Below are 13,859 nucleotides of genomic sequence, written 5' to 3' on the forward strand. Positions count from 1 at the left end.
GTTGATCTGACACACCGGGACGGTGTTAAGGGGTTGCAGTCATTGTGACTGGTGTTGTGGTTGGTGTTGTGGCTGTCTGAGTGCAGGGCTGGAAAAGAATAGAAAGCTTGATATCAGAACGGAATAGCCAGCATCTGAAGAAGATCAGCCATCAGGGTCAGGAGCTGACACCTGATGGCTGGAAACCATCAAAACGATATTACATCGTCTTACATATGGCCGGTTTCTTCGTAACGTTGGTGCCAGCTTAATGCTTCACCCAGCAAATGCGGAGTATGCATGCCACGACCACTGGCGCAGGCGCGATCAAAGTAATCGCGCAAGGCTGGGCGGAAGGCTGGATCGGCACATTTTTCTATAATGACGTGTGCACGCTGTCTTGGAGACAGACCGCGCAAATCTGCCAGACCGTGTTCGGTAACCAGAATCTTGACGTCGTGTTCCGTGTGGTCAACGTGAGAAACCATTGGCACGATGGCAGAGATGGCACCATTTTTGGCAGTTGATGGCGTTACAAAAATCGACAGATAACCGTTACGGGCGAAGTCACCAGAACCACCAATACCGTTCATCATACGGCTACCCATAATGTGGGTAGAGTTGACGTTGCCGTACATATCGGCTTCGATCAGGCCATTCATGGCGATCACGCCCAAACGACGAATCAGTTCCGGGTGGTTACTGATGTCTTGCTGACGCAAGATGATCCGTTCCCGGTAGAAGTCGATGTTATTGTTCAGCTCGTCCATGGCGGTCGGACTGAGTGAGAAAGCGGTAGAAGACGCGGCTGCCAGAGTGCCGGATTTCAGCATGGCCAGCATGCCGTCCTGGATTACTTCCGTAAAAGCAGTCAGCTGTTTGAATGGGCCGGCATCAAGACCCTCCAGTACGGCGTTAGGAATGTTGCCCACACCGGATTGGATTGGCAGCAATTCTTTCGGCATACGTCCCAGAGCAATTTCCTGCTCGAAGAATTCGAGGATATGGCCGGCAATGCGGCGCGAAATTTCATCTGGTGGGTTAAACGCTGAATTGCGATCGGGAGCGTGGCTTTCAACAACCGCAATGACTTTCTCGGTTGGGCAATCCAGATAATGCTTGCCAATACGGTCGGTCGGCTTGCTGATCTGGATAGGTTTGCGGTTCGGCGGCAAGGCAGTACCGTAGTAGATATCGTGCATGCCTTCCAGACCAGCACTTTGAGCGCTGTTGACTTCCAGAATGATGTGGTCAGCTTGTTCGATCCAGGTCTTGTTGTTACCAACCGCAGAGGAAGGGATCAGGCGACCATCTTCAAGTACACCAGTGACTTCGATGACGGCAATGTTCATTTTGCCAAGGAAGCCGGACCAGGCGTACTGGGATACTTCGGACAGGTGGATATCGATGTAATCCATGCTGCCGTTATTGATTTTTTCACGGCAGATTGGATCTGATTGGAAAGGCAAACGCATATTGATGCCGTTGACGGCCGCCAGCTTACCATCCAGTTCCGGTGCGGTTGACGCGCCAGTCCAGATGTTGATGCGGAATTCTTCGCCAGCGTTGTTCAGTTTTTCTATACGATCAGCCAAAGCAGCAGGAATGGCTTTAGGGTAACCTGCGCCAGTAAAGCCGCTCATGCCAACGGTGCTGCCAGCAGGTATCAGTGCGGCGGCGTCTTCGGCAGACATAAGTCGATCAGAGAGTGCCGTGCAGAGCATGCGTGAATCTGTAGCCATAGAAAAGTCCCGGTTATATAAAGAGTAATATCCGATTGGCGTATTTCATGTCTTTTTTATGCCAATACGTGCCAAATAGTATGGCTTTATGCGTGCTAAGTACCATCTTTCGGTATCGACTTAAGTCTATAAAAACAGTGTGTTGAGTAAAATGACATAATTGTCAGGTGGTTTTTTTTGCAAAACGGGCAGGAAATACCGCTGTAAGCGTAAAACGCTGAGGGCAGGGCGGGCTTATTTTATAACGTTGCGGTATTGGCTGTCGGTGATACGTTAGTTAGTTAGTTATTCAAAAGACAGTAGAGAACAGCACCGGTGCAAGCCTTGCAGTCGTTAGTTTTGCACCGATGCTGTTATCTCAAAGACTACTGGGCGATAGACTGGTTCACCACCGCCAAAACGGCATTCATGCTGGCGCTTAATGTGTCTTCGTCTTCTGCCGCGCCAGTGTAGCGTTGGCCATTGATATTGGCCTGGATAAAGGCGACAGCCCCGGCATCCGAACCTTCACCGGATGATTGCTCATCAAATTGCACGATCTGGACCGATACACCTAATGCGCGGTGGATGGCGTCAGTAAAGGCACTGATCGCACCGTTGCCGTGCCCGTGCAAGCTGATCAGGTTGCTGCCGTCGTTAAGGCAAGCCTGAACGGCGGTCTGGCTGCCACTGCCTTCAAGGGTGTAGCTGTCGAGTTGCAACTGGCCATGGCTGGTCATAAAGGTGCGGCGGAACAAGCTGACGATATCGTCGGTTTGCAGTTCGCTGGCACTGCGTTCAGCCAATGCCTGCACAGGTTGGGCCAGTTCAATCTGTACCCAGCGTGGCAAGGTGATGGCCATTTCCTGCTCAAGCAAATAACTGGCTCCTCCTTTGCCCGACTGGCTGTTGACCCGGATGACAGACTGGTAGCTGCGACCGATATCTTCCGGATTGATTGGCAAATAAGCGACATCCCAGTGTTCACTCGCTGTTTGTACGGCGAGGCACTTACGGATGGCATCCTGGTGGCTACCGGAAAAAGCGGTATATACCAGTTCTCCAAGCCAGGGGTGGCGCGGATGGGTCTTGATATTGGTACAGGCTTCGACGGTGCTGATAATGTCGTCAGCCATGCTGATATCCAACTGCGGGTCGATACCCTGGCTATAGAGGTTCATGGCCATGGTAACGATATCCATATTCCCGGTGCGCTCACCATTGCCCAGCAAGGTGCCTTCTATACGATCGGCTCCGGCCAGAATGGCCATTTCCGCTGCGGCTACGGCACAACCCCGGTCGTTATGGGTGTGGATGCTGATTAACAGGCTATCGCGTTTTTCAACATGATCACAAAACCATTCAATTTGATCAGCAAATACATTGGGCATGGCCGATTCAACCGTGGCAGGAAGGTTGAGGATGATTTTTTTCTCGGGAGTGGGCTGCCAAACATCAATGACGGCATTACACACCTCGACGGCGAAGTCGACTTCCGTACCGGAAAAGCTTTCTGGTGAATATTGGAAGGTCCAGTCTGTTGCCGGATAGTCCCGTGCGACTTGCTGTACCTTGGCAGCGCCTTTGCGGGCAATATCGATGATACCGGCCTTGTCGAGGTTAAAGACTTTCTGGCGCTGTACCGGAGAGGTTGAGTTGTACACGTGGACCACGGCGCGGCGCACACCATCAAGGGCTTCGTAGGTGCGTTCGATCAGATCATTACGCGCCTGTACCAACACCTGAATCGTGACATCATCCGGAATACGATTTTCTTCGATCAACCAGCGGACAAAGTCGAAGTCCGGTTGTGATGCAGCAGGGAAGCCGACTTCAATTTCCTTGAAGCCCATATCAACCAATAAGTGCCACATTGCCTGTTTCTGGCTAACGTTCATGGGCTCAATCAACGCCTGGTTACCATCACGCAGGTCGACAGAGCACCACAGCGGAGCCGCCTTGATTTCCGCATTGGGCCAGCGGCGATCGCTTTTCCGGATAACAGGAAAACGCGGGTATTTTTCCGGATTGAAGTCCGGGTTGCTGTATTTATGATGACTCATGGTGGCTCCGTACTGGTATTCAGATTGCTGTGTTGAAACTGGGTACAGTGTAAAGTGAAGTACGGGATGAAAGATTGTTAATTGTTGTGGTTTTGCACGGTTGTTTTTGTGAATATTGTTCTATATCTTGAATTATTGGTGATAAATTGCTGAGTTACTTTTAGGCTTGGTAAAAGATGCTTTTTCTGCGGCTTCCTCAAATATATTGATGGAGAGATTTGCATGAGTCGATCTGCTCGTGACCTGGTTGTTCTGGATCGTACCGATCGGCGTATTCTGGCGCTGTTGCAGCAGCATGGAGCCTTGTCGAACCTGGAGCTGGCTGATCAGGTTGGCTTGTCTCCCTCGCCCTGTTCTCGCCGGGTCAAGGCATTGCAGGACAGCGGCGTGATTGAAGGGTATCGTGTTCATGTCAGCGCCCGAAAACTGGGCCTGGATTTGCTGGCGTTGATACATATTAATATGGACAAACATACACCGGAACGATTTGCTACCTTTGAGGCTGCGGTGGATGCTTGCCCTGAAGTACTGGAGTGTTATCTGATTACCGGTCAGTCGGCAGACTATGTACTCAAGGTTATTGTCCGTGATATGGAAGCCTTTCAGCAATTATTGCTTGGAACGCTGACTCGTATTGAAGGTGTCAGCGGTGTTCATTCCAGTTTTGTAATGCGTAAGGTGGTCGATCGCAGTGCTTTGCCACTGGATTAGCAGGCCAGTGTTGTGATGCAGTGTCGTTTTTGCCGAGTGTCCGCTCCAAACAGCGGCAGCGGAGGCGGCTATACTCAGGTAGAACCAGCGGAATCAGGCAATGGCAACTGTGATACCTCAATTTCCTTCAGCAGCAAGTAAACTGACAGGCTACATTCTTATATGCAGCCTGGTTCTCAGTGTGCTGTTCAGTGCAGTACAAATTCGCATCGATTATCTAATAGAAAAAGAACGTTTTCAGACCAATCTGGATACCTTGCTGGTGTATCAGAGCGATCAGCTGGCATTGGCACTGCAGCAATACCATAACACCGCCGTTCAGCTGATTTTTGAAGGGTTGATGCTGGATCGCTCCATTGTGTCAGTGTATGTCGACGATGACTTGTCTGGTTATAGCCAGCGGCGTGGACTGTCGGCTGATGATCTGAAAAATGATCTGCTGCAGCCTTACTTGCTGGAAAAAACAGTCGACCTGCTCGGCAATAATCTGGTGGAAGCACATTTTGAAAAAATAGGCAGTTTGACCGTCTGGATTGATAAGCGTGAAATTCATACCGAGTTTCGAGAACGAGCAGCGATGACCATGGCACTGGAGGTGGTACGTAACCTTTTGCTGGTGCTGGCGCTGGTGGTGATTTTCTATCAGCGACTGACTCGCCCGCTGGGTGAGCTGATTCGGCAACTCCAGGGGATTGTCCCAGGTTGTACTGAGCAGCCCCCGGTGACATGTCAGGAAAGGCTGTGTGAATTGCAGGCATTAACGGGCAAGATCAATTACTTGTTAACGTCTACAGCAGCGGAGCTGCGGCGTTGCCAGCAGGAGGAGCAAAACGCCCGTCAAGAGCAGCAAGTGCTGGAACATGAGATGCAGGCTTGTAACAGGGCGTTAAAAAACAGCAAGAGCCAGTTGCAGCAGCGTTTTGATGAACTGGAGCGTACCCAGCGACTGTTGTCTCACTCGCAGCAAATGGCATCGTTGGGGTATCTGGTTGCGGCCATTACAGAAGAATCCAACCAGCCACTGGCCGAGTCTGAGCAGCAAGTGAAGCAATGGCTGGCATCCGATGGTCGCGATCATCCTCCGGGCCAGCTGGTCAGGCTCAGAACCAATCTGGAGCAAGTCCACCGGAGAATCAACGAACTACATGTTCTGGCCAGTCCAGAGCCTCGACAGAGCCTGGATCTGGCTGCCTTGATGCAGAAGGTGGTCGCGGAGCAGTCGCTCAATGAACGTATCAACCTGGTAATTGAAACAACGCCTATCCCCGGAATTGAATGTGTTGAGAGTCAGGTTCGTCTGGCATTTCGGCAGCTGCTTGCCAATGCCAGTGAAGCCCTTGGAAGTGAGCCGGGCAAGATAACCATTCGCCTCGAAACCGTGAACGACACGGTATGTGTATCCATCCGGGATACCGGGGAGGGCATGGATGCTACCGCGGTGAACAGCTGGATCCATGCGGATTGGGGAGTGCCGGAAAACGGCTTGGGGTTGGCTGAGGTCGCTATTGTGATGGCTTATCATAGTGGGGATTTGACCATTGATAGTGAGTTGGGAGTCGGTACCCAGGTGATGCTGACATTTCCTGTGGCAACGTTATCGAGCAGTGCCAGCTCTGCGGCAAGTTGATTTGCCGAATGGCTGTGAATGATTTAGCGTTGCGGTAGCAACAATGAGGAATCACATGGCCAAGCAAAAAAACAGCGGTGGACTGGTCTATTCCACTGAAATTGGACGTACCTGCCCTGCATGTCGGGAAGCCGTGGCACAGTGTCGCTGCGGAGAGCCAGAGCAACCCCAGGGCGACGGGATTGTGCGTCTGGCACGAGAAACCAAAGGGCGTGGTGGCAAGGTTGTGACTCTGGTGACCGGAGTGCCGCTGATCGGAGCCGAGCTTAAGACACTGGCCAAAGAGCTGAAAAAGAAATGTGGCGTTGGTGGTGTACTCAAGGATGGTGTTATTGAAATTCAGGGGGAGCAGCGTGATTTGCTGATGTCTGAGCTGACCCGGCGTGGTTTTACGGTGAAAAAATCTGGCGGATAATAAGCCCGATACATGACACTGCTTCATCAAACGAATGACGATCTGATGAATTGTCCACCAGGTTTGATGTACTTCAAACCTGGCCCAACAACCTGATTATTTGTTTTGCCAACACGATAAGCTGATGACTTCAATAGCATGCCGGAGTCTGCGCTAATGGAAGAAATCAGCTTGTTTCTGGAACGCGGCGGTGAAGTGATTTACCCCATTATGGCGGTTATCTTTTTACTCTGGGCGTACCTGATCGAACGCACCTTGTATGTGGTGGCAGTGCATCCGGCCCGATGCGCCATTGCACAGCAGGAATGGTGTTCCCGTTCTTGTAAACACAGCTGGATCTCTCGACAGATTCATCAGGAACTGCTGGCCAGTTTGACGATGGGGCTGGATGCAGGATTCACTACTATCCGGATGTTTATTGTTATTTGTCCTCTACTGGGTTTACTGGGGACGGTCACAGGCATGATTGAAGTATTTGATGTCATGGTGCAACTCGGTGCCGGTAGCCCCAAACCCATGGCGGCTGGTATTTCCAAAGCCATCTTGTCAACGGTTGCCGGTATGGTGGGCGCGATCACAGGCTTGCTGGCACAAACCGTCTTGAGGCGGATTATTGAACACGAAAAACGGCGCATCAAAACGGTACTGGCTTTCGATTAGGCAGTGGGTATCATGCTGCCTGTTTTAACAGTACAGACGCCAAACCATGGGTTTAATAACCGTCGTGAGAGAAATAACAGCCGCAGGCAAAATCAGTGAGTCATAGGCCGATGTCATCACAATCGCTGATCAGCAGTGATGAAGAAGCCATGACCCTGGCGCTGGCCTTGGCGCAAACCGCTGCTGACGATGGTGAAGTACCGGTCGGTGCCGTGGTTGTGCTGCATGGTCAGGTGATTGGTCGTGGACGTAATCGCCAGATTACCGATCTTGACCCCAGTGCCCATGCCGAAATGCTGGCAATACGCGAAGCTGCCGCCACCATTGGTAATTACCGGCTCAGTGGTGCTTGCCTGTACGTTACCCTGGAACCCTGTACCATGTGTTATGGCTTGTTGGTTCACAGTCGTATCGAACGTCTGGTGTATGGGGCATCTGAACCGAAATCCGGTGCAGTTCACAGCGCCATACCGTTAGCCGCTAATCCTGTCTTTAACCATACCTTCCAGATTGAGAGTGGTGTGATGGCGGCAGAGTGTGGCCAGATGTTGTCGGCTTTCTTTGCTGCACGGCGAGCGGCGCGCAAACGCCTGAAAGCGCTTGCCCGACAACCGGACACTTCCGACACTCCCATTCAAGAGGAACCGGATGCATCGGACCATCATGCAGGCAAGCCGTCAGGCTGCGATGCTGGCGGAGAGACGGCTTGTTAAGTTAAAGTGCATTTGGGCGTTATTTATAAAGCGCGCAGCTACAGGTATCAGCAAAAGCCTGCCATCCGGTATTTTGGATCTGGTTTGGGGTTACCATCAAAAACGCCCCGCAAGAGCGAGGCGTTAGTCGGAGACTGAGAGATACGTCAGTCAGAGTCGGGGAGCGGGCCAGCACTATCAGGCGTTATCAACGGCCTGATTCAGCATGGTGTAAAGCTCATCTTTCAGTGCAACACGACGCACCTTCAGCGTTTCAAGACGTTCATCAGAAGCAGCTTCTTTTTGTTCTTCTATATGGCGTATTTCCTTGTCCAGCACATCGTATTCTTCGAACAGCTTGGCGAAATGACGGTCATTCATCTTCAAATCACGAATCTGTTCACTCAACTCTGGAAAATCGTGGTGCAGGTCATGGGCTTCTATCGGCATGTAAATCTCCTTGGTGACTGCATTCAGAATAACGCCGGCCAGTAAGGCAGTCTTGATACAGGTCAGATTCAAAGACAATGGCTATGCTGCGTGGAAGGCTATTGCAATCGTGAAATCACAAGCATGAGCCGGAGATCTGATGCTTGGGCTTGTATTGCCTTTTTCTGGTTGGCTGATCCACACAAACTCTTTCCGTAGGGGTTATATTTTGTGCAAACTGCTTAGCTCTGAATAAGGTGTTTGGCAGTGGTCATTCTTTATCGTAAAGGCTCTGGGCCTTCCATATGGGACCTGTAGCGTGGGGTACAGGCAATAAAAAACCCCAACTGATAACAGTTGGGGTTTCGTATTTGGTGGAGATGGCGGGAGTTGAACCCGCGTCCGCCAATCCTCCACTAGGAGATCTACATGCTTAGCCGTCTCTATTCATTTAGTTCGTCACGGCCCGAGGGGCAGGGCGTTCAGAACGAGCTCGATTGGTTTTAACTCTTCAACTCCGAGCGAAGCATCCAAGCGATCCTATAGGGCTTAGCCCTCGTCCCCCTGTTATAGGCACCGGGGTTCAGAGGTAAGCTGCAATTAAGCAGCTAGTGCGTAGTTTTCGTCGTTTGCGACTATATAAATGTAAAACGTTTGATTTACGAGATCGTCTTACCCTCTCGGCATGCACCACTAGCTTTGTAATCAACGTCGAATCCGGATCATCCCCAAAATCGGTGTTGTTCAGGCTTGTGAGCCCAGGGCAACAGCCCTTCTGTCCAGTCAGAAACTTAGAGGCTTTTTTATCGGCCAGGTTCCCTTGCGGGTAATGTTCTGACTGTTGTGGCAACGCAGTATTTCGCGTAGCCAGAGCGGAACTATACGTCTATCCGAGGGTTTTGCCAAGTACCTATCGAACCAGTACCTGGAAAACAGGATAAATCAGCGTACCGAGTGTTTCATGATGCGTTCTTTTTGTTTGGCCCAGTCGCGGTCCTTGCTGGCGGCGCGTTTGTCGTGGGACTGTTTGCCTTTGGCCAGGGCGATTTCGGCCTTGACGCGATGGCCTTTCCAGTAAAGGGCGGTGCAGACGCAGGTATAGCCTTTGGCCAGTACTTTTTGCTCCAGCCGTTCGATTTCTCGGGCGTGGAGCAGCAGTTTGCGCTCTCGTCTGGGTTCCGCAATGATGTGGCTGGATGCCTGGTTCAGCGGCGTAATCAGTGCGCCGGTGAGCCACACTTCGCCTTTGTGGAAGGTGACGTATGAATCCAGTAGCTGGCACTTGCCTTCTCGCAGTGCTTTGACTTCCCAGCCGCTGAGCATCACTCCAGCTTCTTGCTTGTCTTCAAGGAAATAGTCATGGCGAGCCCGTTTGTTCAAGGCGATGGTCGAGCTGGCGGCTTTTGGCTTTTTTTTGGTACTCATACTGTCAACAGGAATGTCTCTGGGCGGTGTGGGACTTGTCTGGTCGGATGCTGTGGCATCAGCGTCTGTTTTTGATGTTGTTCTCAACTTGATACAGCTGAAGAATTTTTAACAATACAGCCACAGGTTGGTCAGGAGAATAACATGAATTCAGATAAAACCGGTATGAGTGGTGTGAGGTGTTGATTGGGATCTGGATTCTGACTGCGTTGCCAGCCTGGGGAACATTCGCTGGCCAGTGGTGAACGGGTCATTATGGCGTGTTTTTTTATCAAGGAGCTTTGGCGTGGAAGAATGGAAGGCCACACGCAGGGTTTTCTCTCAGCTAACATTTTATTGCCACTCAGTGGTATTCTTTGTGCAGTTTTTGTTGGCTGGGTTGTCTGTTGCCCGTGGCTGTTGGGCTGTTTTTGATGAATGGTTTACGGTCTCGATGTTGCCTTGGCGGCGGTTAAGTCAGCGGTTTTTCAACTTTATTCAAGAGGTATCATGACCACCATTACGCGCAGTGCGCTGGTGATGTTCAGTGCAGAGCAGATGTTCGATCTGGTGAATGACGTTCGCCGCTATCCGGAGTTTCTGGATGGTTGTCGACAGACTGAGGTGATTGACGAGGGTGAGGATTTTATCAAGGCTCGGCTGACGATCGCCAAGGCTGGCATTAATCAGAGTTTTAGTACCCACAATCGTCTGGTCAAGCCGGAGCGGATGGAAATGGAGCTGCTGGACGGCCCATTTACCCGTTTTCATGGTATTTGGCATTTTCAAAAATTGTCGGAGGAAGCCTGCAAGGTATCCCTGGATATGGAATTTGAAGTGGCAAACAAACTGACCGGTGTTGCTTTGGGGGTCGCCTTCAAACAGGTGGCTAATATGATGGTTGATTCGTTTGTGAAGCGAGCTCAGGTGGTGTATGGCTGACACAATAACGGTTGAAGTGGCGTACGCGTTGCCGGAAAAACAGCGGATTCTGGTGGTGCAAGTCCCTGCCGGGAGTAGTTTGCTGGAAGCTGCCCGGCTCTCTGGTATTCAGCGGGAATTTCCTTCATTGGATCTGGAGTCCGCCAAAATGGGTATTTTTGGCAAGGCGGTGAGAAATTTGGCTGAGGCGGTTCAGGACGGCGACCGCATTGAGATTTACCGTCCGTTGATTATCGACCCGAAGCAGGCGCGAGCCAATCGTGCCGCCAAGGCAAAGGCGTAGCCTGCTTGCCCTGGCGTGATTTTGACGCATTACTGGGTGAGTTCGACCGGGATGGTATTGACGGAGGTTTCTTCCTGGGGCAGAGAATCCAGCTGGCTCTGTTCTGAGAACGTCGCGTTGGGCAGCGTGCCGGTGTAGTTCATATAATTGCCCTGATCATCAAAAAATACCTGGATGTGATATTGCTTGGTGATTTCGTCACGCTCTTCCAGCGTATAGATATAATCCCAGCGTTGGCTGTTGAATGGATTTTGCAGTACCGGGGTGCCCATCACGAATTCAACCTGGTGCGCCGTCATGCCAGCATGTAGCTGATCCAGCATATCCTGGGTGACGATATTGCCCTGCTGAATGTTCAGCTTGTGTACACCTGGGAAAACGCAGCCGGAAAGGGTTGCAAAACCAAGTAAAAAAGTCAGAATTGTCGCTCGCATCATTCAGCTGTTGTCTCGTCCGGAGGTTTGCGTTTTTGCATTGATGGGCGATGATACCTGATGAACCAAGTCGCTGTGAAATATTCGAGGGTTGCAATGTCCGATCAAAATCTGGAGTTGCGTAAAGCAGGTCTGAAAGTCACTCTGCCAAGAATCAAAATCTTGAGCATTCTGGAATGTAATCCGGAAGCGCATCTGAGTGCTGAAGATGTCTATAAATCATTGATTGAGGCAGGTGAAGATGTTGGGCTGGCAACTGTTTATCGGGTGCTGACCCAGTTTGAGGGCGCTGGACTGGTGACTCGCCATAATTTTGATGGTGGTCATTCTGTGTTTGAGCTGGATAAAGGAGGTCACCACGACCATATGGTAGATGTTGATTCTGGCACAGTGGTTGAATTTACCAATGAAGAAATCGAGCGGTTGCAGCATGAAATTGCAGCACAGCACGGTTACGATCTGGTTGATCACAGCCTGGTGCTTTATATCCGCAAGAAGAAGTAATCCGTATTGACCAATGTCAGATGATGACATTGGTTTTATAGGGGAGATGAGGGGGCTGTGATGTGTCTCCCCAGATATGGCGGCCTTGGCCGCTTTTTACCAACGTCGGCCGTTGGCAGATTTGTGCCTTTGTGCCGAAGCCTCTGTAACATCGGTGACGACATTCGTCGTTGCTGTCTGTTTTCCTTTCTCTGATAGCGCTTCTGTGTGGTTTGCCGCTCTGGTTATTTGACGGTTGGCGGTGCTGTGATCTTGCCCGGTTAATGAATATTCATGCTGGGCCGTATCATTTTATTGCTTTGTCAGCCAGCGCTACGCCTGTTTGACCAGTGCCAGCATCTCTTTGGCATGAGTCATGGTGCTGTGTGTGATATCAACACCTCCCAGCATACGAGCAATTTCCTGAGTCCGTTGGGTGTCGCCGAGTTCTGTAATACGCGTGTGAGTGTACTCATCGCCAGAAATCTTACTGACCATAAAGTGCTGATGTGCTTGCGCCGCCACCTGGGGCTGGTGGGTGACGCACATGACCTGGCCGCGTTCACCAAGAGCACGCATCAAGCGGCCCACCCGCTCAGCGGTGCCACCGCCAATACCAACGTCTACTTCATCAAAAATCAGGCAGGCAATATCGCTGGTGGCTGCGGTGACGACCTGAATCGCCAGGCTGATTCGTGACAGCTCACCTCCGGAGGCGACTTTGGCCAGCGGCCCGGCAGGCATCCCCGGATTGGTTTGAACCATAAAACGGATCTGGTCGATGCCGTGCTTGCCTGCTTCACTCAGTGACAGCGGGTTGATATGGGTTTCAAACCGGGTGCGCCCCAGTGCCATGGCATCAAATTGATCACATACGTTGGCATCCAACCTGGCGGCGGCCTGGATGCGTGCCTGGCTCAATGTCTGCGCTTCGGTCAAGTAGCGCTGTTCCAGTGCGATCACTTGCTCTTGCAGATCTGCGAGGTCTTCGTCTGACATGCTTAGTTCGGCAAGTGCGGCTTCTTGCTGCTGCCAGTGATCGTACAGCTCAGTCGGTTGGATCTGATGCTTGCGTGCCATGCTGAAAATATCACTGAGACGTTGCTCTACCTGCTGTAGCCGGTGGGGGTTAATGTCTACCTGCTCCAGATAGCGACGTAACGAGTGACCTGCTTCCTCGAGCAGTATCTGGGCTTGCTGCATTAAGTCACGTGCTTCTGTCAGGCTGGTGTGCTGGTCATCAATACGCAAGAGTTGCTGATAGGCAACCCAGGCCATCTGGGCTGCTCCCTGGCTGTCACCGTCGTCACCTGTGCTGGCGGCCAGTGCCTGTTGTCCGCCCAGTAACATGGATTCTGCATTGGCCAGGCGCTTATGCTCCAGCTCCAGATCCGCCAACTCCGTCACGCCGAGAGACAATTCTCGTAATTCTTCTACCTGATAGCTGAGTAATTGACGCTGAGCCTGGACTTCACTACTGACTTCCTGCAGCTTGTGCAGGCGTTTTTTCATACGTTGCCATTGCTGAAAACAGTTGGCGACTCTGGTGGCCAATGGTTTCAGGTTGCCAAAGGCATCGACGATGTCACGAGGGGCGTCTTTTTCCATCAGCCGTTGGTGGGCGTGCTGGGAATGAACCTCGATCAGATGTTGTGATAACTCACGCAAATCGTTGGCAGACGCGGGGCGGCCATTAATATAGCCGCGGGAGCGGCCCTCGGCCGAAACAACCCGCCGCAGCAAGACAAGGTCTTCTTCATCAGGAATATCGCGGCCAGCCAGCCACTGACGAGCCTTGGGTGTTGGGCAAAAACTGGCGCAGATTTCCGCACGTTCAGCACCTTGTCGCACCATGGCGGCATCGGCACGTTGACCCAGCGCCAGACCAAGAGCATCCAGCAGAATGGATTTGCCAGCACCGGTTTCTCCAGTGATGACGGCCATGCCGCGCTGAAACTCCAGTTCGAGATGTTCAACCAGGGCAAATTGATGAATAGACAGATGGGTGAGCATGAA

At 51.6% G+C, this 13,859-nt stretch carries 13 protein-coding genes, 1 other RNA gene and 1 pseudogene; 8 read left to right on the top strand and 7 right to left on the bottom strand.

Annotation, left to right across the window (positions count from 1 at the left end):
• Positions 1 to 209: 209 nt before the first annotated feature.
• Together Q4551_RS03590 and Q4551_RS03595 are read right to left on the bottom strand one after the other, a co-directional pair.
• On the bottom strand, positions 210 to 1,721 hold the full coding sequence (locus tag Q4551_RS03590; protein ID WP_303431838.1) for an acetyl-CoA hydrolase/transferase family protein: 1,512 nt from the start codon (positions 1,719 to 1,721) through the stop codon (positions 210 to 212).
• Positions 1,722 to 2,086: 365 nt separating this feature from the next.
• Entirely contained in the window at positions 2,087 to 3,763 is a 1,677-nt protein-coding gene (locus tag Q4551_RS03595) for a 2-isopropylmalate synthase (protein ID WP_303431839.1), read from the bottom strand.
• Between the two features lie 222 nt (positions 3,764 to 3,985).
• On the opposite strand from Q4551_RS03595, the gene Q4551_RS03600 reads away from it, so the two are divergent.
• The 5 genes and pseudogenes from Q4551_RS03600 to tadA form a co-directional block, all read left to right on the top strand.
• Complete coding sequence (locus Q4551_RS03600) at positions 3,986 to 4,474, top strand: Lrp/AsnC family transcriptional regulator (protein WP_303431840.1); 489 nt, start codon at positions 3,986 to 3,988, stop codon at positions 4,472 to 4,474.
• A gap of 100 nt (positions 4,475 to 4,574) precedes the next feature.
• Positions 4,575 to 6,101: a sensor histidine kinase gene (locus tag Q4551_RS03605; RefSeq protein WP_303431841.1), complete on the top strand. Its 1,527-nt coding sequence runs from the start codon at positions 4,575 to 4,577 to the stop codon at positions 6,099 to 6,101.
• Between the two features lie 55 nt (positions 6,102 to 6,156).
• The gene (locus Q4551_RS03610; protein ID WP_303431842.1) at positions 6,157 to 6,516 is read left to right on the top strand and encodes a translation initiation factor Sui1; all 360 of its coding nucleotides are present in this window, start codon (positions 6,157 to 6,159) and stop codon (positions 6,514 to 6,516) included.
• Between the two features lie 156 nt (positions 6,517 to 6,672).
• Positions 6,673 to 7,176, top strand: a complete 504-nt coding sequence (locus Q4551_RS03615) for a MotA/TolQ/ExbB proton channel family protein (RefSeq protein WP_303431843.1) — start codon at positions 6,673 to 6,675, stop codon at positions 7,174 to 7,176.
• Positions 7,177 to 7,286: 110 nt separating this feature from the next.
• Positions 7,287 to 7,772 (top strand): annotated as a pseudogene (gene tadA, locus Q4551_RS03620) (tRNA adenosine(34) deaminase TadA); the annotation flags it as partial.
• Positions 7,773 to 8,066: 294 nt separating this feature from the next.
• Here tadA and Q4551_RS03625 read toward each other — a convergent pair.
• The 3 genes from Q4551_RS03625 to smpB form a co-directional block, all read right to left on the bottom strand.
• The gene (locus tag Q4551_RS03625; RefSeq protein WP_303431844.1) at positions 8,067 to 8,318 is read right to left on the bottom strand and encodes a YdcH family protein; all 252 of its coding nucleotides are present in this window, start codon (positions 8,316 to 8,318) and stop codon (positions 8,067 to 8,069) included.
• Positions 8,319 to 8,669: 351 nt separating this feature from the next.
• Positions 8,670 to 9,027: a transfer-messenger RNA gene (gene ssrA / locus Q4551_RS03630) on the bottom strand.
• A 212-nt stretch (positions 9,028 to 9,239) separates the two neighbouring features.
• On the bottom strand, positions 9,240 to 9,722 hold the full coding sequence (gene smpB / locus Q4551_RS03635; protein WP_303431845.1) for an SsrA-binding protein SmpB: 483 nt from the start codon (positions 9,720 to 9,722) through the stop codon (positions 9,240 to 9,242).
• A gap of 489 nt (positions 9,723 to 10,211) precedes the next feature.
• Between smpB and Q4551_RS03640 the strand changes: the two genes are divergently transcribed.
• Together Q4551_RS03640 and Q4551_RS03645 are read left to right on the top strand one after the other, a co-directional pair.
• Entirely contained in the window at positions 10,212 to 10,643 is a 432-nt protein-coding gene (locus tag Q4551_RS03640) for a type II toxin-antitoxin system RatA family toxin (RefSeq protein ID WP_303431846.1), read from the top strand.
• Positions 10,636 to 10,926, top strand: coding sequence for an RnfH family protein (locus Q4551_RS03645; RefSeq protein WP_303431847.1), 291 nt, complete (start codon positions 10,636 to 10,638; stop codon positions 10,924 to 10,926). The genes Q4551_RS03640 and Q4551_RS03645 overlap by 8 nt, the downstream gene beginning before the upstream one ends.
• Before the next feature lie 29 nt (positions 10,927 to 10,955).
• Here Q4551_RS03645 and Q4551_RS03650 read toward each other — a convergent pair whose 3' ends face one another.
• Complete coding sequence (locus tag Q4551_RS03650) at positions 10,956 to 11,363, bottom strand: outer membrane protein assembly factor BamE (protein ID WP_303431848.1); 408 nt, start codon at positions 11,361 to 11,363, stop codon at positions 10,956 to 10,958.
• Between the two features lie 93 nt (positions 11,364 to 11,456).
• On the opposite strand from Q4551_RS03650, the gene fur reads away from it, so the two are divergent.
• Positions 11,457 to 11,864 (top strand): ferric iron uptake transcriptional regulator, encoded by a 408-nt coding sequence (gene fur, locus Q4551_RS03655; protein ID WP_303431849.1) that lies wholly within the window; start codon positions 11,457 to 11,459, stop codon positions 11,862 to 11,864.
• Positions 11,865 to 12,176: 312 nt separating this feature from the next.
• Here the strand turns inward: fur and recN are convergent, their stop codons facing one another.
• Positions 12,177 to 13,856 (bottom strand): DNA repair protein RecN, encoded by a 1,680-nt coding sequence (gene recN, locus Q4551_RS03660; protein ID WP_303431850.1) that lies wholly within the window; start codon positions 13,854 to 13,856, stop codon positions 12,177 to 12,179.
• Positions 13,857 to 13,859 lie beyond the last annotated feature (3 nt).

The sequence above is a fragment of the Oceanobacter sp. 5_MG-2023 genome (assembly GCF_030548165.1).
Lineage (GTDB): Bacteria > Pseudomonadota > Gammaproteobacteria > Pseudomonadales > Oceanobacteraceae > Oceanobacter.